The sequence below is a fragment of the Bradyrhizobium sp. UFLA05-89 genome (assembly GCF_059803475.1).
The window spans coordinates 1-20063 of sequence record NZ_JBANBA010000033.1 but is presented as its reverse complement, the minus strand read 5'-3'; the positions used below and the strand labels follow the sequence as shown (position 1 = coordinate 20063).

Genomic DNA, 20063 nt, shown 5'->3' with positions numbered 1-20063 from the left:
GAGAAGTTGTGGGGACGCCGTCGATACGACGAAACGTCGCCGCAGTCACCGTCCCCTGAAATTCGCCACGCGCCGTTCTTCGGTCGCCTTCACGCCTTCCTTGAAGTCCTCCGTCGCCCGCAACCTCGTCTGCTCGGCGAGCTCGTGGTTCGTGGCGGCCATGACACGGTCGGCCAGTCCTGCGCGCATCGTGGCGCGCGTGGAGACGAGGCCGAGCGGGGAGCACTCGGCGATCTCGCCGGCGAGTCTCAAAGCGGCTGCCTTCACCTGGTCCTGCGGCACCAGCTCGTTGGCGAGGCCCCATTTATAAGCCTCTTCGCCGGTGACACGGCGGCTGGTGTAGAACATCAGCTCGGCATTGTTCTTGCCGATCAGCTCGGCCAGCGTGACTGTCAGGCCGAAGCCCGGGTGGAAGCCGAGCTTTGTGAAGTTCGCGGAGAAGCGCGCCTCCGGGCAGGTGACGCGAAAATCTGCCGACACTGCGAGCCCGAGCCCGCCACCGATGGCTGCGCCATGCACGGCGGCGACGATCGGCTTCCTGGCGCGGAAGATGCGCACGGCCTGGATGTAGAGATGGTTGATCGGCCCGAGGCTATCGGCCGGATCGCCTTTCGCCGCGCGCGCCTCCTGCTCCTGCCGCGCCGGGTCGTTGAAATTGGCGCCGGCGCAGAATGCCTTGCCCTGCGCCGAGAGCACGGAGGCGCGGATCTCGATGTCAGAATCGAACTCGTCGAGCGCGTCCGCGATCTGGTTGATCAGGGAGATGTCGAAGAAGTTGAGCGGCGGGCGGCGGATCTCGATGGTGCCGACATGCCCGACCTTCTCGACGCCGATATCCTTGTAGCTGCTCATTTTACCTCCAGTATATCAGTAGCGAAGAACCACCTCTCCCATAGGGAGAGGTGACCGGAGCGTGTGGCCGAGGCTTCGAGTTCATCACTGTTAGCGCAGACCAAGTCCACGGGCGATGATGCCTCGGAGCACCTCGGTGGTGCCGCCCTGGATGGTGAGTTTCGGCGCGGTCTTGATGGCGAAATCGAGCTGCCGCTCCAGCGTCTCGCGATTGCTCGCAGTCTCCTCGACGAAGGCGGCGAGATCGCGCACGCGATGCGGCAGCTGCTGCTCCCACACGGTGCCGATGTCCTTGACGATGGAGGCTTCGACCACCGGCTCCTTGCCGGCCTGCAACATGCCGGCAACGGAAACCGACATGCGCCGCATGGTGTGAAGCTGCGCAACGAGGCGGCCGATGCCTTCGGCGCTGCGGTTATCCGGATCGTTGCCGACCGCGCGCACCAGCTCGGTCAGCACGTAATAGGTTTCGAGGAAGCGTTCCGGACCCGAGCGCTCGTAGGCCAGCTCGGATGTCGCCTGCTTCCAGGCGCCGTCGACTTCGCCCAGCACGTGATCATCCGGAATGAAATAGTCGGTGAAGACGACCTCGTTGAACTCGTACTGGCCGGTGATCTGGCCGATCGGGTTCACCTTGATGCCCGGCTGCTTCATCTTGACCAGGAACTGCGTCAGGCCGTGACGGCGGTTTTCCTTGGTCGGCTGCGAGGTGCGGAAGATCGCGATCATGTAGTCCGCGATATGCGCTGACGAAGTCCAGATCTTGGTGCCGTTGATGAGATAGCCGCCGTCCGTCCTGGTCGCCCGCGTCTTTGCTGCGAACAGGTCGGAGCCGGAGTTCGGTTCGCTCATGCCGATGGCGAAGCACAATTCGCCGCGGCAGATGCGCGGCAGGATCTCCATCTTGATGTGCTCTGGCGCGTATTTGAGCAGGATCGGTCCGCTCTGGCGGTCGGCGACGAAGAAGCGACGCGTCGGCGCATTCGCAACGCGCATCTCTTCCGTGACCACGTAACGCTCGAGGAAGGAGCGCTCATGGCCGCCGTATTTCTTCGGCCAGGTGATGCCGATCCAGCCGCGTTCGCCGACGCGGCGGGAAAATTCCGGCACGTCGGTGTCCTCGCGATTCGGCTTGAACGGGTTGAATGTGCCGCGGGCCATTTCTTCGGCAAGGAAAGCGCGCACTTCCTTGCGCAGTTCCTCGCATTTGGGCGGCAGGCGGATCGGATCGAAACGGAGGGCAGCGGTCATATGTCTCGTTCCCTCAACTCAGCGTGACGCCACCAGCGGCCACAATTCATCGGCGCCACGGTTTGCAACGAGCTTGCCGAGCTCGACGGCCCAATAGCTCTCCGAGCCGAAATCGTCGCGCCAGGCCAGCGCCCGCAGCGAGTAGCGATGCAGGATGTGCTCGATGGTGAAGCCGATCGCGCCGTGCACCTGATGCGCGATGGCGCCGCCCTTCTCGGCAGCTTCCGCGCAGCGGATTTTTGCGGAAGCGGCTTCGAGATAGATCTCATCGTTGAAGGCTGTCGCGCTCGCGATGGCATCGGCGGCGGAGGTCGCAGCGGCGAGCGCTGCTGCGGATTCGCCGGCAAGTCTTGCCAGGTTGTGTTGCACCGCCTGGAATTTGGAGATCTTCTTTTCGAAAGCGACGCGCTCATTGGAGTAGCGCACGGAAATGTCGAGCATGGATTCCAGCGCGCCGGCGATCTGGAGGCTGCGCGCCACCCCGCCCATCAGCATCACCGTAGCCTGGTCAAGGTGCTTTGGCGCGAGCTTGACGGTGATCGGCGCCACCTTGTCGAGCGTCACGATATCGCTGTCGTCGTAGCCGACATTGAGCCCGGCTTCGACCTTAGCCTTGCCGGCATCGACCAGCGCGATCGACACGCCGCTTGCGCCGTGTGCCAGCACCGCAAGATGTCTTGCCGTCTTTGCAAACGGCACGCCGCGGACGCGTCCTGAGAGCAAGCCGTCGGGATTGAGGGTGATGCGGTCCTTCGGGCTTGCCGGCAGCACCGTCATCTCGCCCTCGGGGGAAGCGATCTTCGCCTGCGCGAGCAGCCAGCCGGCGAGCATGGTTTCGGCCAGGGGAACCGCGATTGCAAAGCGTCCCGCCGCGTTGAGCAGCGCAAAGCCGTCGGCAAGACTCGCGCCCGAGCCGCCAAGATCCTCCGGCACCCAGGCCAAAGGCAGTCCGGCCTCGCTCAGGGCCTGCCACAGCGGCGCTTTCCACGCGTCCTTCTTGTCGTTGTTGATGGTTTGCGGATCGCCGAGATCGGCGAAGATTTTCTCCGCGGTCTCGACGACGATGTTGTCACTCTCCGCCACAGCGTTCCCCGTGTCTTGCCATTGGCGCGTCCGTCTTTTCGAGCGGTGCGCAGGCCTCTTCTTGCGCCCGATGATCGGAAAAAGCCACGGCCCTGACAAGCGTTGATCGCAGGTCCGCCTGCGGCGCGGGCATGGGCAAAAGGACTAATTCCGCTTTGCGGAGTTTGGTCGATTTGCAGCCATCCGCAAACTCGCTAAACAGGAACGCTGGCATTCAGAACAAGAGAGGATAACCGGATGGCAAAGGACGGCTTGTGCGCAATCGTGACGGGGTCCGCATCCGGTCTTGGAGCTGCAACCGCGGAAATTTTCGCGCGCGGCGGCGCGCGACTCGTCATCAACTATTCGTCGAGTCAGAAGGAAGCCGAGGCGACGGCGGAAGCCTGCCGCAAGGCAGGCGCGGCCGAGGTCGTGATCGCACAGGGGGACGTCTCACGCGACGAGGACTGCCGCGGGATCGTCGCGGCGGCGGAGGCCTGGGGCCGGCTCGATGTGCTCGTCAACAATGCTGGCACGACCAAGCACGTCGCTCATTCCAATCTCGATGGTTTGTCGGCGGAAGATTTTCAACGGCTCTACGGCGTCAATACCATCGGTCCGTTCCAGATGGTGCGCGCGGCGCGTAAGCTGCTCGAGGCTGGCGCGAACGCCTCGGGGCGGGCGTCAACGGTGGTGAACGTCTCCTCGGTTGCCGGCATCAGCGGCGTCGGCTCCTCGATCGCCTATGCCGCGAGCAAGGGCGCGCTCAATACCATCACGCTCTCGCTGGCGCGCGCGCTTGCGCCGCTCATCCGCGTCAACACGGTTTGCCCCGGCTATATCGACACGCCCTGGTTCACCAAGGGCCGTGGCGAGGATGCAGCCAAGCAGGTGCGCGACAACGTGGTCGCGAAGGTCCCGCTCAAGGTCGCCTCAAGCGCGGACGACATCGCGCAGCTCGTCTGCTTCCTCGCGACGCCGGCCTCCAGCAATATGACCGGCGAGATCGTGCGCATGGATGCCGGGGCGCATTTGATTTCGTGAGGGATGTCATTGCGCGTTTATGGCCGGCGCAAATTCCTCGCTGTCATCACCCGCGGGTGATCCAGTGTTCCAGAGACGTCAATCGCATGCGGAGAAGCCGCGCCGTACTCGATGCCCCGGTCAAGCCGGGGCATGACGACCGGAGTAGCGAGGGCCCGTTGTTTCCGCTCGCGACGGCTTACGCCGTTACCCCTTGATCACGCCGCTCGCCACCAGGCGGTGCCAGATGAACAGCACCACCACCGCGCCGATCGTGGCGGTGATGAAGCCGGCACCCTGGTCCAGGCTGTAATGGCCGATGGCCTGGCCGACAAACGTTGCGAGAAACGCGCCGACGATGCCGAGAACGGTGGTGAGGATAAAGCCCTGCGGATTTTTCGGTCCCGGCATCAGCCAGCGCGCGATGAGGCCGGCGATGAAACCGACGATGATGACCCAGATAATCCCGCCCATGTTCGCAACTCCCAGCTTTGATACGACTGAAATCGGAGCTCGATCAGATCCTGTCCGACAGCTCGTTCTCGGTCGGCAGCCGTCCGTCGGGCGTCAGGTGATCGACTACCTTCGGCAGATACTGGCTGAGACCGGACAGGAGCTCGTCGCGCGACAGGCCGCTCTGGGCCGACAGACTCTGGATCTGGTCGGCGCCGAGCGCATTGGCGAGATCGCCCGGTGCGATCGGCTTGTTCTCACCCTTGCCGACCCATGAATTCGCCGTTTCGCCATGGCCGCCTTGCTGGAGCTGGTTGAGGAGGTCGCCGAGCCCGCCGCTGAGCACGCTCCCGGCGGCACCGCCCGCGAGCAGGCCGCCGAGGCCGCCCTTGAGCACATCGCTGAGCCCCCCGCCGCCGGGTGCGCCGCCCGGAAGCGCTCCGCCGCCCGCATTCGCCTGCGTGGGCGGGGGCAACGGTGACGATCGCGGCGCGGCCTCGGGTTGGCCAGCGGTGAAATGCTTGAACGCTTTCCACGCCAACAGACCAAGGATTGCCATGCTCATCGGCGACATGCCGCCGGAGGACGATTCTTGCGAGCTCGGCGTGCTGGGGCCACGCGGGCCGTTCTGCATGCCGTTGAGGACGTCGAGTAGACCCATGGTGCTCTCCCGCTGAACATGCCCCGGGGCGAAAACATATGAGGCTCTCATGACGGTTACAAGGCGGTCGCACCGCAACCGCAGGGGACGATGGGCAAGCGGTGCGGCCTTTGCTATCGAAGGTCCGGTCAAGCGCAAGTACGGTCAACGCCGCTGTCGAAAGCGGCAAGCTGTTTGGGGAGCAGAGAGTAAGTGGTGACGGATCGACCGATCGCCGTTGCAGGCGCGGGGGCCATCGGCTGCTTCGTCGGCGGCATGCTCGCTGCCGCCGGCCGCCGCGTCGCGCTCCTGGTGCGGCCGCGGGTGAAGACCGAAATCGAACGGTTCGGCCTGCGCCTGACCGATTTCGACGGCGCTGAGCGGCGGCTCTCGGCAGGACAGCTCGCGCTGTCGGAAGATGCATCGATTTTTCACAGTGTTGGCGTGGTTCTGGTGACGGTGAAGAGTGCCGACACGGCCGAAGTCGCCGAGCTGATCGCCCGGCACGCATCGGAGGATGCCGTCATCGTTTCCTTGCAGAACGGCGTCGGCAATGTGGGAATCTTGCGCCATAGACTGCCGGGGCGGCGCGTGCTCGCGGGCATGGTGCCGTTCAACGTGATCGCAATGGGCGAGGGACGCTTCCACCGTTCGACCTCTGGCGACATTCATGTCGAGAAGGATGAGGCCGATACGGCTGCGAGGTTGTCGGTGCCGGGCCTTGCGATGCGCGCGAGCCCCGATATCGCCGGCGTGCAGTGGGGCAAGCTGATCATCAATCTGAACAACGCGCTGAGCGCGTTGTCCGACATGCCGCTTGCCGCGCAGCTTGCGAGCCGGGATTGGCGAAGATTGTTTGCGGACCAGATGGCCGAGGGGCTCGCGGCGATGACGGCGGCGGGGATCAACCCGGTGTCGGCGACGCCGATTCCGCCGCGCTGGACGCCGACGCTGCTGCGACTGCCCGACATGATCTTCAACGTGATCCTCGGGCGAACCATGAAGATCGACCCAGAGGCACGCTCCTCGATGTGGCAGGACCTGAAGCAGGGCCGCAAGACCGAGATCGACTATCTGCAAGGGGCGATCATCGCGCTGGCGGACCAGCATCGGGTGGACGTGCCGCTGTGCCGCCGCATTGCTGCGCTGATCAGGGAGGCAGAAAGCGCAGGGCAAGGCCCGCCGCGCCTGACGCCGCAGCAGATCCGGGGCGGTGCGTGAGCATTGGGCCGACCGGAGAGTGCCGATGAAGCCTGTTCCGACGATGGCGATTGCAGCTGCGATGCTCTGCGGTGTATCCACGCTTGCACAAGCCCGTCCACCCACCGTCACACCGTCGCCCGGCTATGACAGGCGGTTGCAGGAAAGCCGGTCGGCGATTGGCGGTACGGCGACGACGGTTGCGCCGGCCGGTCGGCAGACGACCGCGCACAAGCATTCAAGGAAGAAGCATACGAACTGATGGCGTCGTAGGGTGGGCAAAGCAGCCATCCTTGCTCGAAGGGCGAGGATGGAAGCGTGCCCACCGCTTCTGGCGCAATCCTGGAAAGAATGGTGGGCACGGCGCGCGAAGTGCGCGCCTTTCCCCCTACGGCATCGGCGCGGAGACGCGGCAGTCAGCCCTTCTTCGGCTTGCTTGGCGTCGGGCTGAACAGTTTCTTCAGTTCGTTCAAGCTTTCCGACAGCCGCGGCCATTCGCAGGAGAACAAGCCCTTGGTGCATGCTTTCGGCCGCAGCTGCTTCGGCCGCTCGACCGGAACCGGCACGCGCGCGGGTTCGGTGCGCAATGCGACCTGCTGGACTTGCTCCTGCTGTTGCTGTTGCTGCTGCTGTTGCTGTTTGGCGGCGGCTTCGGCAGCCAGATTGGCGCGGCGCTGATTGGCGAGATAGGTGGCGTAGGATTCGTCGATCTTCTTCTGTTCCTCCGGCGTCGGATTGGGACCGGCGATATCAAAGCTGCGATCCTGGAGGAAGTCGTAGTAGGTGTATCCGCCTCCTGCCTTGCGGCGGCCGGCGAATTTGGCGTTGCATTCGGCAAGCGCAGCCGTCTTCTCCTGCTTGGTTGCGTATTTCTCGGCCCGATCGGCGCATTCCTCGAAATCGCCCGGCGCACGCTTCCACCATTGCGCGTGGGCATGCGCGGGCATCAGCAGGGCGAGCCCCGCAATCAAGCCAAGCAACAATCTCGCGCTACGCGAAGCGATCACGAACGACACTCAACGGATGCAATCTTTGTGGAGGTCAATTGAATCAATCGAATTTTCGCCTGTTTCCAGCGACTTGTCACCCGTGGAACCCGACATTTTCATGGCTGCATTGCTGACATTTTTTGCTTGACGTGGCCGGTCGGGCACAGCGGCATGGCACGTGATGCGCTTAGAATTGCAGGAGGCTTCAAGTCAAGCCTTCGCGTGGAGAGGATTTTTGGCGATGGGATGGCGGACATTCATTGCAACCGTCGCGTTGGCGCTGTTGTCGTATCACGCGAATGCCGCCGATGAGGACGCGCCCAACCGCGCGCCGGTGAAGACGGTCGCCGATGCCCGCCTTGCGGTTGGCGATCAGGGCGTCCTGCCACTTTATCTCTCCAGCGATTGGATGCTGCCCCTGCCGTCGATCACCCGCGCCGTCATCGTGCTGCACGGGCGCTTGCGCAATGCCGATGTCTATTACAAGTCGGCGCGGACGGCGCAGGCGGCGGCCGGCGACGAGGGCCGGGCCACCATCATGATCGTTCCACAGTTTCTGGCGCAGATCGATGTCGATGCGTACAAGCTGCCCGACGAGACGCTGCGCTGGTCGCTGGAAGGATGGGAGGGCGGCGAGGCCGCGCTCGCGCCGAACCCGGCCTCCTCGTTCGAGGCGCTCGATGCGATCCTCGCTAGGCTCGGCGATCGGCGCATCTTCCCGAATCTCAGGCAGGTCGTGGTGGCCGGTCATTCCGGCGGCGGCCAGGTCGCGCAGCGTTATGCGATCGCGGGCAGGGCCGAGGCGACGCTGTCGCGCCAGCACATCGAGGTGCGCTACGTCGTCGCCAATCCGTCATCCTATGCATATTTCAGCAGCGAGCGGCCCGATCCGTCGATCGCCGCCTCCTGCGCCGGCTACGACAATTGGAAATACGGCATGGAAGGACGACCGCCTTATCTCGGCGACGCCACGCCCGCCGCGCTCGAGCAGCGCTATGTTGAGCGCGAGGTGATTTATCTGCTCGGCACGCTCGATACCAACCCCGAGCATCCGGCGCTGGACAAGAGCTGCATGGCGCGCGCGCAAGGACCCTATCGCTATGCCCGCGGCCACGCCTATGCGGACGCGATGGCCAGGCGCGACCACGGCACGCCCAATCACAAGCTGTTCGACGTTGCGGGCGTCGGCCATGACGGCGACAAGATGCTGACCTCGAAGTGCGGCCTCGCGGCATTGTTCGATCTGCCGGGCTGCACGGCAGATCGTTGACTGTACGAGGTTCGGGTGTCCGCGCCGGTGATCGCTGCGCCATCGTCATTGGAGGGGACGGCTGAAGTGGTAGCGCTGCGGAGCGTTCCGTAGGAAGCGGTTTTCGTCGAGACCGCCAAGTTCGAATTGTCTGTTCAGCCATTTGTGGAAGGTGAAATCGAACCCATTGCCGTCAAACGCGAATTCGTAGAAGCCTTGCTCCGACGCATATTCGGATGCGCTCGGGCAGCAGAAGAAGATGACCTGATGATTGGCGTCCGGTGCCAACTCGGACGCTCCGAAGTCGTGGGCCCGGAACTCCTTGTGCTCGTGGCCGAACAGCACGATATGGATGCCGGCCTTGATACAGTACTCTTTGAATTCGGCAGCGTTCTCCATCAGCGTGGTACGATGGCGGTCGAAAGGGTGATGATGCAGAAGCGCGACCCTCACGCAATTGGAATAGCGGACGTGCAACTCCTCGCCGCCGAGGCTGCGAACAACGCCGCTGGCCTCGATCGCGCGTGCTTGGTTCATGAACGCATCCAGCGTGCCGTGCTCGACCCGGCCGCGCGCTAGCCGGTTCCACCACCAGAATCGGGCAAAGGCTCCGGGCGTCGAGTCAAAGACGAAGAAAAGAACAGCCGGCTCGTCCGGCTCGTTCGCAGTGCCTGGCCTGCGAAGGCCGACCACATAGGGGTAGTTGGACGGAAGCCCAAAGGCTCTTTCAAAGGCGGCACCCTGTTCTTGAAAACCTGCCCAGCTGCGAGTCCAGCGATCGTGGTTGCCGGGCAGGAGAAGACGCCGCTGCACATCGGCATTCAGTCCGAGCGTGTAGACCTGCCTCGGTGCCCCCGCACCAACCTCGGCGTCCTCGATATAGGACAGGCAAGTGGCAAATGATCCGGCTGATCCGTCGGTCGAGAGGTCTCCGGTGCACAGGAAGATGTCAAGCCGGCCGTCCAGGCGCTGCAGTCGATCCAGCTGCCGCGCCAACGTGACCAGGCGGCTAAAGGAATGGCATTTCGCGCGACCTTTCTCGTAAAATGCTCTTTTTTCCTGCGTCAGACGGCTGACAAAATGGAAATCAGAAAGCTGAACGATTCTGCCGATGGTCATTCCTACGGCCCCAAATCTCTGATCAAATGCTAAGCGGGACGAAGTCTGGCGCTGCTCTCCGGTGGTGGTTCCAACACGACGTCCACTCGAGAAATGACCTTCTTCTTATACGCAAGTCCGTCCGACAGCACGATGCTGTAGGACAACGGAGCACGGAAGCTTGCGACGATCTGCAACGTTTCGAGCTGTCGTTGGGTACGTTCTCGCGCAGCACTCCATCCCGGCAAAGCAAGCCTGAAATGATCGAGCTGCGACGCAGTCACGCTGGACAATTCAGACAGGAGCCGCTGGACAATATCGACCTCTGGAGTCGGAGGCCGCGGTTCAGCGATGTGCACCATACCGATTTCCACGATCGAGTCCCCGTCAGACCCAAGGCGCTTGTCCAGGCTGGTTTCGATCAAGAAAAGAGCGAGTTCGGATAACTCGCGACCGAGCCCACTCGACCTTTCGATCGCTTCAACGATCTCCATTCTCGAGGTCCAATCATCGCTGAAATGGTCTGCCGTGCTTATTTGAGTGATCTCGCCGGAGGCGTTCAGCTCCGATCCAGACCGTACCCGGCGCATGACGGACTCGCCAACGCAATTCACAAGCGCCGTGAGGACGGCGTCGCGCTCGATCGGCAGAAGGGGGCGACGCGTCAGGCGCAGAACGAAGCCGTCAAAGAGCGTCGGAAGCAAGTCGGTCAAGAACATGACAACTCACCATTCGCGCGTTCCGCGTCCTGTATACTCCCGCAGGTTTATTGCGCCAATCATATATTCTGGGGCCGTTGAAAGCTGGTTGGCCTCATCCGTGATATCGGACGATCTCGGCTGGCTACCGGGCGCGGTAGGCTAAAACTCTATCGTCGCTGTGGATTGCAAAAACCGAGCCGGTCGTTATTGGTTTCGAAAGCGATTTCATAATCCCCTGTTTCGGTCAAAGCTTTCTGATGTTCATTCATGCTGAGGTTACTTCAAGTGATTATGAGGAATTGCGCATTCATCCTGCCTGGCGTCTTCCTTCTGCTTGTCTCTGGAAACGACGAGGTTGGGTCGTTGGAGATCCGGCGTCTTGGTCCCGACCGCGCGTCAACTTCCATTTACAATGGCCATGAGGCCATCAACAATCATCTCATGCAGACGCTAGTCACCGTTGCCTCGGCCGATGGAGGCCGGCGAATGACGGAAGAGGCGTACGCAGAAGCCAACGGTTTCTCCTTAGACGAGGTCGGAGACCGTTTTGCGGCAAGTGGAGTCTTACGATGCCCAGGTGGAGCTAGCAGCGCCCAAGTGACCGGAGCGCGCGACGTGATCACGACGGCGGCTCACGCGTTTCGGGACGATTGCAAGCTTCGAACGCCGCCCGACAAGTGTATATTCGAGTACTATTTGGGAGCGGAAAGGCGGACTGTTCCGTTGTCGGAAGCCCTATGGATGGGCACATGCCTCGATAGTGCACCAAGAGCGGTCAGCGGCGATTGGGCGGTCGCAAAACTCGAATTTCCCGCGGAAGTGAGGCCTTACGAAATCTATGAGCAGCCTGAAATTCTCATGGAGCTGGAGCGTGTCCTGGCGGTTGTCGGTTATGACATCGAAGCCACAGGAAAGACGGACAAGTACGGGCCGTTCAACAAGACGATACAGGAGTGCCAAATACGCGACGTAAGGGATTGGTGGACGTTTGAAACGAACTGCGAGTTCACAGTTGGGGCATCAGGCAGCGCCCTGTTTCGTCTGTTGGGTCATCGAATGACCCTGTTTGGCGTCGTTAGCGGAGACTATCGAGATAAGGAATATTGCCCACGAGGCGGCTGCGAGTTCAAGAGTCGAAAATGGTCCAGCGTGCACGTTACCTTGAAGGGTGAGTTCAAAGACCGCCTCTTGGCCGCCGTGCGTCTGTCTGCAGTAAAATAGAACGTTGAACTGCACCGCGGATCGGTAAGCCGCGGGCACATGCCGCCTGCGGACAATGAGGTCGCCTCTCCGGGCTCGTCGTCCCCGGTCAGGTGTCGCCCACGACGGACCTGATGTCAGGCGATCTTGCCGACGATCTTGGTCATTTCCGCGCCCGAAAACGCGCGTAGAGTCTCCGTGCGGACATTGCCGAGTGCGCCAACACTGACGCTGAGCGACATCGCCGCCGCCTCATCTGGAGCCTCGAGAAGGGTCACAAAGTCATATCGCCCTTGCGTCCAGACCAGCTCCTTCACGGTCACGCCGAATGTCTTCGCCATTTCCTTGAATGCGTCGGCCCGCTTCGGCGAATCCTTGACGTTCCGGATTCCCTGATCAGTAAAGTTTCCCAGCACGACATAGGCCACCATGGTCGTCCTCCCTGGTTAGAACCCAATACAAGTCTCGCATGAGGAAACCGCGGCCGAGCTTGCCACAGCGGCTGACATGCCGCCACCTGCCCATTGGGGAACGTCAGCGGGCGTGACTTATCGGGTCAGGACGAGGGCCGCGCAAAGCTGAGTTCGTGGCCATCGGGGTCGGTGAGATGGAAGTAGCGCTCGCCCCATTCGGCGTCTCGTGGCGCGGTTGACGGCTGCCATCCGGCGGCGAGCGCGCGCTGGTGGATGGCATCGACGTCGGCGACGTAGAAGATGACGCGGCCCCACCAGGACCAGCGCTTGTCCTCGGGCTGGGCGATCAGGTTGAGATAGCCGGGGCCGGCGCGGAAGCTCGTGAACGCCTGGGCTTCGCCGCCGTGCAGGACGTCGAAGCCCAACGAACGGTAAAAGCCGACGGCACGTGCCATGTCATGGGTGGCGAGGGTAATGGCACTGATGCTCTCGATCATGGTGGCGCTCCCGATGGACTAAATCTGTTAGAGCGGGGATGAAACGATTGACGATGGTCAATGTTTCGCCTTGCGGGAGAAACGGAACATCCAACAGGCGGGAGGTCTTGATGCGAATGCCTACAATGCCGGATGGCGCGTTACCGAAACCCGGAACGGCCGACGCGATCGCGCTCGGCTGCACCTGCGCCGTGATCGCCCATGACTCCAAGACGGATGAGCTGGAGCCGTCCGGGATGCTGGTCGCCCCTGACGCGAATTGCCCGGTTCACGGGACGGCGGCCCAGCTCGAGGAGCATGATTGAGACCGCCGCCTTGCCGCCCTTTCGGCGCATCGCAACGCTGGCGATTTGCGACCTCGTGTCCGATGAATTGCAAGAATTAAACTGGGCACTGCAACATCAACGGCGCTGACGGAAATTACGAATTGGACGCGCCGAGCAAATCACGAACTATTTGTAATTAAGAACGCAACAATTTAACCAACGAGGTATCGAAATCTGGAAGACGGCCAGACTAACAGGCTTTAAAGTCAGCGACTTCCGGATGCACTCTGGCTTTTCACTGCCGAGAGAAGCAACGCGACTTCGCGGAATGCTCTTTTACGGTCCGCGTACAAAATACATTGGAACGTGGTCAGATGACCCGCCCCAATGATTCTTTCAGGGCTCTCCTGTGTGCTCATCGTTGAAGATGAGTACTTTCTCGGAGATGATCTCACGCCGGCCGTACGGATTCAAGCATTGCGGATTTCGGATGGCACATCATTAGGGCTCACTTCATGGCAATTGCCGTACGTGCAGTCCGATCGAAGGAAGCATTCTAGCCACGACCCATCAGCCTGCTTTAGCCATTTGATCGGCGGTTTATTGCAACCCGCAACTCGGTCAATTACAGCATTCATTCCTGGCCCCGACAGAGAGGTCCTCGCACTTGCCTTTTTTGCCTTCTTTGCACCGCGCTTTTTCACCTTCTTGGCCATCATTGTCCTCCGTTCAAAATTTTCCTTCTGGAAGAGGGGATTGATCCTATTGTCCTAGTGCGCTTTTGAAGCCAGTCGTAATGCCGCTGGTTAGCTGCGAAGCAATATGCGTGCTTTCACCGATCGGGATTAAGAAATTTCCGCTCTGTGTTGTGTCGAGCGGCGCGAAGGTGACGACGAGGTCATGCTTGCGATTCCGCAAAGCCGACAGCAAATTGCCGCTTTGATTGAACGTCGCTCTCACAAGTTTCCATGCGGGAGTAATGCTCCCGCTAGTGTCGATTTCGAAAGTTACTTGATGCGAAAGAACGTTCTGCTTGCCGACGCTTGTGATTTGCCCGGTCGCAACACCGTTGACCATCGCATCGAGCCATTCTGCCAATTTCAGGTCGCTCTGGATCAGCAATGAATCGGTTGGTGCCGTGGTGTCACGCTCGCATTTTCCGTTTGGGCCCAAATAGAGTTCGCTCACTTTGTAATAGAAATTCACTTTATCGACGCGAGTTGCATCTGCTGATCCGTTAAATGCGCCGCTCAAAGTGAATATTGAAGAAGGTGGCGACGGGGGCAACCAGAGAGCGGTTGGATTGGCCGTCGACTTCTCTTCGAGTTGGATAGTGAGAGCGACTTGGGCGCCCCACTTGCGCAAGAAGAGAGCATCAAACGAACTTGCTCTCGCATTGAGAACCTTGGTGACTGCATCCTCAAGTTCGCAATGAACGCTCCGAACGATTGCCTGCACCAAGGCATTGTTGGAGGCATACGACCCGCCGTTCGGAAAGTCTCGGATCTCCGGGACCCGCAACCCACAACCCGCGAGCACGCAACTGGCGGCTAGTGCAATCAAATTGATTCCGGGCCTCAACATGCTGCTTCCCCCGGGATAAAAATCTACGTGTGTAGGCCTCCGCGAGGCGCTAAAGGCCCCTTGCTTCCAACCAACTTCAAAATCAACCCAAAATGGGCGGTTGTTATCGAGCGCCTTTCGACCTAAGCGCGCAACACGTAAAAGTTGGCTTGGATAGTTTTTTGAATGTCCTGTTGTAAGCCCGCAACAGCATGCGCGATCGTAGCTAAATTCTTGGCGCCTGAGGAATTTGCTACAAATATCATCAGATGTGCATATTTTCCGGTGCCTTGGATCCCAGATCGAGCTCCACGCCGAGATCACGCATCTTCGCATTTATCGCTTGAATGGCGGCGCGGCGGCTTTTCTGCGCGGCGGTCACATCAAGACCCGGTGCCGGATTTTGGGGAAGGTCATCCATAATGCGATCGTGATTTATGAGCGGTTTGAAACGCAAGTTGTCGAGCTCAGGACCCGTTATTCCCAACACTTCACTGGAGATAGAGATCAGCTCCTGAAGGCGCATTCTTATCTTTTGAAGGGCCTCTAGGTCACGCGCGAGCCCTGCGTTTGTGAACTTATTCAGGAGGTCTTCCCAAACGTGATACGTTACTAGGAAAGTATAGAGGCCGTGCGCCCAGCTGGACTCCGTGCTGCCATAAAAGGCCCGACGAACAAGCAGCTTCCGTGCGAAGTTTATCGCCTCAGCCCTCTTCATCTCCGCCTTGGCAGACATTTCGACCGCGACTTGGAACGCCGGGTCACGGTAAATATCGCGCCCGACTGGCAACCTGATCGTGCCGTTTGGCAGACCGATGTCTACTACGTTAAACGTGCCGGCATTTTTGGCGCGATTAAACCTGAGGATCTCCAGATTATACCGAACTCGGCGATTGCTGAATGTTGAATCGAAGTGAACTATGTTGAAGCCGGCGTCATCGCCACCGTGCCCGGTCGAGGAAGGACACGAGAGGACGTAAAGGTCTTGCCAGAAGTCTTCGTCTTCTTCGGCTCTCGCATAGAGATGACGCGGGATTGAATAGCGGGTGAGACCTTGAACGTGCCGATGCCCGTGAAGAATGAGGGTGGATTGAACTGAAATTGCTGCCGATAAAAAAGTGGCGGGACTCATGAGGTACATGAGTGGCTCGTCGGGTATTCCGAGGACCGTCTTCCCTTCTCCAGCCGCCTGCGGCAAGGGATGGTGGTGAAGAGCTAAGACGCGCATCACCGCAAGCTCTTGGCTCACCCTTTGTGGGGTAGCCACTTTCAGGCCAAGTGCAAGATTGAGCGAATTTGCGACTATTGCGTTATATGTAGCTTGCTCAATCCCACCCATCGCAGCCAAGCTCGCCGCATTCGAGTCAAGAAGGACTAGATCAAGCCCCGAGTTTGGATAGTAGTGATTCTCCGAATGACGAGGTAGAGACAGCTCTTGATATATTTCGTCGTTCTTGAACACGATGCCGTTCATCTTCACATCATGGTTGCCAGCGATTGCTCGAATGTCGGTGAATGCCCCGGTTGCTTTGAATTTTTCGATCGCGCTCTTCGCCTCTTTGAAGGCATTCGACGAAGGGCTATCCACCAAGTCGCCTGTGATTAGCAGGATGCGGTCAGGCGCATCTGCAAATGCCCGCATCTTGTCTTGTATGCTGGAGGCTAGAACGTCGATGGCGCCTGAGTATTTGCCCTTCCCATCGAGGTGAAGGTCGGAAATTTGCACGATAACAAACGATCGACCCGTCATAACCAGCCTCCCAATAAGGTCTCCGCAGCAAACAACCTTCCGCACTCAATCTAAATCTCGCTGCAACGAGCAGCCTGTGTCTGGCGGTCAAGAAGCCGATAGCTACATGCCCCGACCTTCAACTATCGGTTTCGCCATCGCGCGCAGTAAACCGCCGAAATGCGTGGCAGGATAGCTCACGTTCGCTTGAACTGTAGCTCCCCTTTCGGCTATTAGTGGCTTGCGCAGCGGAGCAAATTCGGAGCAAAATCAAATCGCTCCCAAAATTCCGTGAGCAATATCAATGCGGTCCCGTAGCTCAGCCGGATAGAGCGGCGGTTTCCTAAACCGTAGGTCGGATGTTCGAGTCATCCCGGGATCGCCACTCTCACTTTGTCCAGCCCGCAGTCGTTCAGAGGTAAGGCGCGTCTTTTCGGCTTCATCGCTCGATCGACACGTTTGATCGCCTGGAATTCGCACTGCGATGCGGTTTGCGTCACCGGCGCAAAAATTGCTACAGCGAGCGGAGCAGCCCTTGCGCCCTGGCCCGCGCCCGCGGGTCGCCATGCCTCATTGACCCACCCGGAGATGACGATGCCTTTTGACTTGATCCTGCGCGGCGGACGGGTCGTTGACCCCTCGCAGAAGCTCGACGCGGTGACGGATGTCGCGTTTTCGGGCGGCAAGGTCGCGGCGATCGGCAGCGGGCTCAAGGCGGATCCGGGCACCGATGTGCGCGACGTTTCTCGCTACATCGTAACTCCCGGCCTGATCGATTTGCACACCCATGTCTATTGGGGCGGCACCTCACTCGGCATCGATGCCGAGGAGTTTTGCCGTCTCTCCGGCGTCACCACCGCGATCGACACCGGCAGCGCCGGCCCCGGCAATTTTGCCGGCTTTCGCAAGCATGTGATCGAGCCGAGCCAGGTCCGCATCCTCGCCTATTTGCACGTCTCGCATGCCGGCATCTTCGGCTTCTCGCACAAGGTGATGGTCGGCGAGAGCGAGGAGCTGCGGCTGATGAACCCGATCGATGCCGCCAAGGTGGCGGATGCCAATCGCGACCTCATCGTCGGGATCAAGGTGCGCGTCGGCCTGCACGCCTCGGGTACTTCGGGGATCGTGCCGCTCGACATCGCGCTCGAAGTGGCCGAAGAGGTCGGCATGCCCCTGATGGCGCATATCGACCATCCGCCGCCGAGCTATGAAGAGGTGCTCGCGCGGCTGCGCCCGGGCGACGTGCTCACCCATGCCTTCCGGCCGTTCCCGAATACGCCGGCGACCGCGCAAGGCACGGTCAAGAAGGTGGTGCTGGAGGCGCGCGAGCGCGGTGTGATCTTTGACATCGGCCACGGCAAGGGTTCGTTCGCCTTCAAGACCGCCCGCGCGATGCTGGCGAACGGTTTCTATCCGGACACCATCTCCTCCGACATTCATTTGCTCTGCATCGACGGTCCGGCCTTCGATCAGGTGACGACCATGTCGAAATTCTTGTGCATGGGGATGTCGCTGTCCGACGTGGTCGCTGCCTCGACCGTCAACGCCGCGATGGCGCTGCGCCGCCCCGAGCTCGGCAGCCTCAAGGTAGGCAGCGTCGGCGACGCCACGCTGATCACGGTTCGCGAAGGGCAGTTCGATTATGTCGACGTTGTCGACGAGCACCTGACGGGTAGCCAGAAAATCGTGTCCGAGGGCGTCGTCATCGGCGGCCGTTGGTGGCATCCGAAGTAGGGTGAGATTTTCGCCTCTCCCCGCAAGAGCGTGGCGAGGAGCGAAGCTCATTCATTCTTGTCCACATTCCAGAACATCGGCGTAGCCGGGCCGTCGATCACGCCGGTGAGCGATTTGCGCCATGCGCTCGGCGCCTGGAATTGGCCGAGCGGGACGTAGATCACCTGATCGTAGGCCTCCTTCTGCACCTCGAGCGCGATCTTCTTCTGCTCTTCCGGCGAGGTGGCGCGGGCAAAGGCGTCGCGCAGTTGCTCGAGCTTGGGATCCTCGGACCAGCCGAACCAGCCACCCTCCTTGCCCTTGCCGACCATCGCGCCATTGACGAGCGGGTTCATCGAGTCGGCGGCGCCCTGGTAGGTGAAGAACATGTTCCAGCCGCCTTCCTTCGGCGGCTTCTGGTTGGCCCTGCGGGTGACCACGGTCTGCCAGTCCATCGCCTGAAGATCGACCTTGAAGCCGGCCTCGCGCAGGAGCTGTGCGACCACGATCGGCTGGGCTTTCAGCAGGATCTGATCGCCCGGCGCCAGGATCACGACGGGCGTGCCGTCGTAGCCGGACTCGGCCAAGGCCTTCTTGGCTTCCGCCATGCCGTTGCCCTTGATCAGGCTCTCGCCGCCCTCGTCGCTGGCGAACGGGGTGTCACAAATGAAGAATGCGCCGCAGAGCTTGTAGTATTTGGGGTTGCCGATCTGCGCATCGAGCACGTCCTTCTGGTTGATGGCGAGCATCGCGGCGCGGCGGATCTTCACATTGTCGAACGGCGGATGCAGGAAGTTCATCCGGCCGAATGATTGGAAGCCGAATTTGTTCAGGATTGCGATGTTGATGTCCGGGTTGGACTCGAGCACAGGCAGCAGGTCGAACGGCGGCGTTTCAACGAAATCGACATCGCCGGATTGCAGCGCGTTGAGCGCGGTCTGGGCGTCCGGCATCGTCAGCCACTCGACACGGTCGACCTTCACCACCTTGCCGCCCGATGTCCATTCGGCCGGCTCCTTGCGCGGCACGTAGTCGGTGTTCTTTTCGTAAACGGCTTTCACGCCGGGCTGGAATTCGGCAGCCACGAACCTGAACGGGCCGGAGCCGATCTGCTCCGGAATCTGTTTGCTGATCGGGGTCTCCGCAAGTCGCTTGGGCATCATGAAGGCGCAGATCGACGATGGCTTGGCGATCGTCTCCAGCACGAGGCCATAGGGCTCCTTCAGCTTGAGGACGATCGTTTTGGCGTCGGGAGCCTCGATGCCTGCCGTGAAGTCCATCAGCTTGCGCGCCATGCCGTCGACGCTCACGCCCCAGCGTTTCAGCGAGGCGACGCAGTCCTCTGCCGTCACCGGCGCTCCGTCGTGCCATTTCAGGCCGTCGCGCAACGTGAATGTGTAGGTCAGCTTGTCCGCGGAGATCGTCCAGTCGGCCATCTGCGGCCGCACCTTGAAGCTGGAGTCGATGCCGAGTAGCGTATCGTAGACCATGTAGCCATGGTCGCGGGTGATGATGGCCGTCGTAAAGCCGGGATCGGTGACGCGAAGGTCCGATTGCATTACCGCAGTCAGGACCTTCTTTCCGCCCGCGGCAGATGCAAGCGACGTCCATGCAACGGGAAGTGCCGATGGCGCAACAGCCGCAAGCTGAAGCAGTTTCCGGCGCGAGACGTGAACCATTCGCTGTTCTCCTGACCTGACGCAAACGAAACCAGATGGCGGCTGCCGATAGGGCAGCGTATGGCGGGGAGCCACACGTGACAAGCAGGGTTGCTTCCACCGATCTGAATTCGTTTGCGACCAAGCAAGGGCCGTGCCGCCGGAGCCGGCGGCGCGAGCAGTTGCCGAAGGTCGTCTCGCTTTTGACGGACGCGCGTCAGTCCCGTCCTGCTTCCATGATCGCTCGCGCCAGCCGGGCCGGATCGGAGAAGCACAATTCATGGCTGCCCGGCACCTGAAGCAGGCGGAACAGCCCGAGCTTCTCCGACAACCGCGGATGCCAGGGATAGCCGTGCGGCAGCGCAGTATCCTCGGTGCAGTTGATGTAGGACTTCGCCAGTTGCATCTCGGCCGGGTTGGTCTTCAGCGCGACCTTGTCGCTGAACGTCTTGAGCGGATGCGGATTGAGGATATCGTAGGCCTTCCGGGCCAGTTCGAGATCGGCA

General features: G+C 60.8%; 20 protein-coding genes, 1 tRNA gene and 1 pseudogene. 8 read left to right on the top strand and 14 right to left on the bottom strand.

All coding sequences use genetic code 11. The features are described from left to right. Window positions 1-45 precede the first annotated feature (45 nt). The 3 genes from SO139_RS19005 to SO139_RS18995 form a co-directional block, all read right to left on the bottom strand. Window positions 46-852 carry an enoyl-CoA hydratase/isomerase family protein gene (locus tag SO139_RS19005; RefSeq protein WP_449381135.1) on the bottom strand — a complete coding sequence of 269 codons (807 nt, stop codon included), beginning with the start codon at window positions 850-852 and terminating at the stop codon, window positions 46-48. Window positions 853-942: 90 nt separating this feature from the next. Continuing rightward, the gene (locus SO139_RS19000; RefSeq protein WP_449381136.1) at window positions 943-2103 is read right to left on the bottom strand and encodes an acyl-CoA dehydrogenase family protein; all 1161 of its coding nucleotides are present in this window, start codon (window positions 2101-2103) and stop codon (window positions 943-945) included. An 18-nt stretch (window positions 2104-2121) separates the two neighbouring features. Continuing rightward, entirely contained in the window at window positions 2122-3186 is a 1065-nt protein-coding gene (locus tag SO139_RS18995) for an acyl-CoA dehydrogenase family protein (RefSeq protein WP_449381137.1), read from the bottom strand. A gap of 237 nt (window positions 3187-3423) precedes the next feature. On the opposite strand from SO139_RS18995, the gene SO139_RS18990 reads away from it, so the two are divergent. After that, a complete protein-coding gene (locus tag SO139_RS18990; RefSeq protein WP_449381138.1) occupies window positions 3424-4209 on the top strand; it encodes an SDR family NAD(P)-dependent oxidoreductase in 786 nt (261 codons plus the stop codon). 186 nt (window positions 4210-4395) lie between these two features. Here the strand turns inward: SO139_RS18990 and SO139_RS18985 are convergent, their stop codons facing one another. Continuing rightward, window positions 4396-4662, bottom strand: coding sequence for a GlsB/YeaQ/YmgE family stress response membrane protein (locus SO139_RS18985; protein ID WP_449381139.1), 267 nt, complete (start codon window positions 4660-4662; stop codon window positions 4396-4398). Window positions 4663-4705: 43 nt separating this feature from the next. Beyond that, window positions 4706-5302: a YidB family protein gene (locus SO139_RS18980; protein ID WP_449381140.1), complete on the bottom strand. Its 597-nt coding sequence runs from the start codon at window positions 5300-5302 to the stop codon at window positions 4706-4708. Between the two features lie 192 nt (window positions 5303-5494). Here SO139_RS18980 and SO139_RS18975 point away from each other — a divergent pair, with 192 nt between their 5' ends. Both SO139_RS18975 and SO139_RS18970 read left to right on the top strand, forming a co-directional pair. Beyond that, the gene (locus SO139_RS18975; protein WP_449381141.1) at window positions 5495-6502 is read left to right on the top strand and encodes a 2-dehydropantoate 2-reductase; all 1008 of its coding nucleotides are present in this window, start codon (window positions 5495-5497) and stop codon (window positions 6500-6502) included. Between the two features lie 25 nt (window positions 6503-6527). Next, a complete protein-coding gene (locus SO139_RS18970) occupies window positions 6528-6743 on the top strand; it encodes a hypothetical protein (protein ID WP_449381142.1) in 216 nt (71 codons plus the stop codon). Window positions 6744-6897: 154 nt separating this feature from the next. On the opposite strand, the gene SO139_RS18965 is transcribed toward SO139_RS18970, so the two are convergent. Then, window positions 6898-7497, bottom strand: a complete 600-nt coding sequence (locus tag SO139_RS18965) for a hypothetical protein (RefSeq protein ID WP_449381143.1) — start codon at window positions 7495-7497, stop codon at window positions 6898-6900. Window positions 7498-7711: 214 nt separating this feature from the next. Here SO139_RS18965 and SO139_RS18960 point away from each other — a divergent pair, with 214 nt between their 5' ends. Further along, window positions 7712-8740 (top strand): alpha/beta hydrolase, encoded by a 1029-nt coding sequence (locus SO139_RS18960; protein WP_449381144.1) that lies wholly within the window; start codon window positions 7712-7714, stop codon window positions 8738-8740. A 45-nt stretch (window positions 8741-8785) separates the two neighbouring features. Here the strand turns inward: SO139_RS18960 and SO139_RS18955 are convergent, their stop codons facing one another. Continuing rightward, window positions 8786-9838, bottom strand: coding sequence for a metallophosphoesterase family protein (locus SO139_RS18955; protein WP_474799607.1), 1053 nt, complete (start codon window positions 9836-9838; stop codon window positions 8786-8788). Window positions 9839-9867: 29 nt separating this feature from the next. Continuing rightward, complete coding sequence (locus SO139_RS18950) at window positions 9868-10536, bottom strand: hypothetical protein (RefSeq protein ID WP_449381146.1); 669 nt, start codon at window positions 10534-10536, stop codon at window positions 9868-9870. Window positions 10537-11004: 468 nt separating this feature from the next. Between SO139_RS18950 and SO139_RS18945 the strand changes: the two genes are divergently transcribed. Further along, window positions 11005-11739, top strand: a complete 735-nt coding sequence (locus SO139_RS18945; RefSeq protein WP_449381147.1) for a hypothetical protein — start codon at window positions 11005-11007, stop codon at window positions 11737-11739. Between the two features lie 116 nt (window positions 11740-11855). On the opposite strand, the gene SO139_RS18940 is transcribed toward SO139_RS18945, so the two are convergent. Together SO139_RS18940 and SO139_RS18935 are read right to left on the bottom strand one after the other, a co-directional pair. Further along, window positions 11856-12149 carry a GYD domain-containing protein gene (locus SO139_RS18940; protein WP_449381148.1) on the bottom strand — a complete coding sequence of 98 codons (294 nt, stop codon included), beginning with the start codon at window positions 12147-12149 and terminating at the stop codon, window positions 11856-11858. Between the two features lie 125 nt (window positions 12150-12274). Beyond that, the gene (locus SO139_RS18935; protein WP_449381149.1) at window positions 12275-12628 is read right to left on the bottom strand and encodes a VOC family protein; all 354 of its coding nucleotides are present in this window, start codon (window positions 12626-12628) and stop codon (window positions 12275-12277) included. A gap of 110 nt (window positions 12629-12738) precedes the next feature. On the opposite strand from SO139_RS18935, the gene SO139_RS18930 reads away from it, so the two are divergent. Further along, complete coding sequence (locus SO139_RS18930; protein ID WP_449381150.1) at window positions 12739-12933, top strand: hypothetical protein; 195 nt, start codon at window positions 12739-12741, stop codon at window positions 12931-12933. A 723-nt stretch (window positions 12934-13656) separates the two neighbouring features. On the opposite strand, the gene SO139_RS18925 is transcribed toward SO139_RS18930, so the two are convergent. Both SO139_RS18925 and SO139_RS18920 read right to left on the bottom strand, forming a co-directional pair. Then, window positions 13657-14478 (bottom strand): hypothetical protein, encoded by an 822-nt coding sequence (locus SO139_RS18925; RefSeq protein ID WP_449381151.1) that lies wholly within the window; start codon window positions 14476-14478, stop codon window positions 13657-13659. Between the two features lie 244 nt (window positions 14479-14722). Then, window positions 14723-16207: a metallophosphoesterase family protein gene (locus SO139_RS18920; protein ID WP_449381152.1), complete on the bottom strand. Its 1485-nt coding sequence runs from the start codon at window positions 16205-16207 to the stop codon at window positions 14723-14725. 287 nt (window positions 16208-16494) lie between these two features. Here SO139_RS18920 and SO139_RS18915 point away from each other — a divergent pair. Both SO139_RS18915 and SO139_RS18910 read left to right on the top strand, forming a co-directional pair. After that, a tRNA-Arg gene (locus SO139_RS18915) sits at window positions 16495-16571 on the top strand. Window positions 16572-16780: 209 nt separating this feature from the next. After that, entirely contained in the window at window positions 16781-17920 is a 1140-nt protein-coding gene (locus SO139_RS18910; protein WP_449381153.1) for an amidohydrolase/deacetylase family metallohydrolase, read from the top strand. Between the two features lie 47 nt (window positions 17921-17967). Here SO139_RS18910 and SO139_RS18905 read toward each other — a convergent pair whose 3' ends face one another. Then, window positions 17968-19578: an ABC transporter substrate-binding protein gene (locus tag SO139_RS18905; RefSeq protein WP_449381154.1), complete on the bottom strand. Its 1611-nt coding sequence runs from the start codon at window positions 19576-19578 to the stop codon at window positions 17968-17970. 196 nt (window positions 19579-19774) lie between these two features. Beyond that, window positions 19775-20063, bottom strand: a pseudogene (locus tag SO139_RS18900) (alpha/beta hydrolase); the annotation flags it as partial.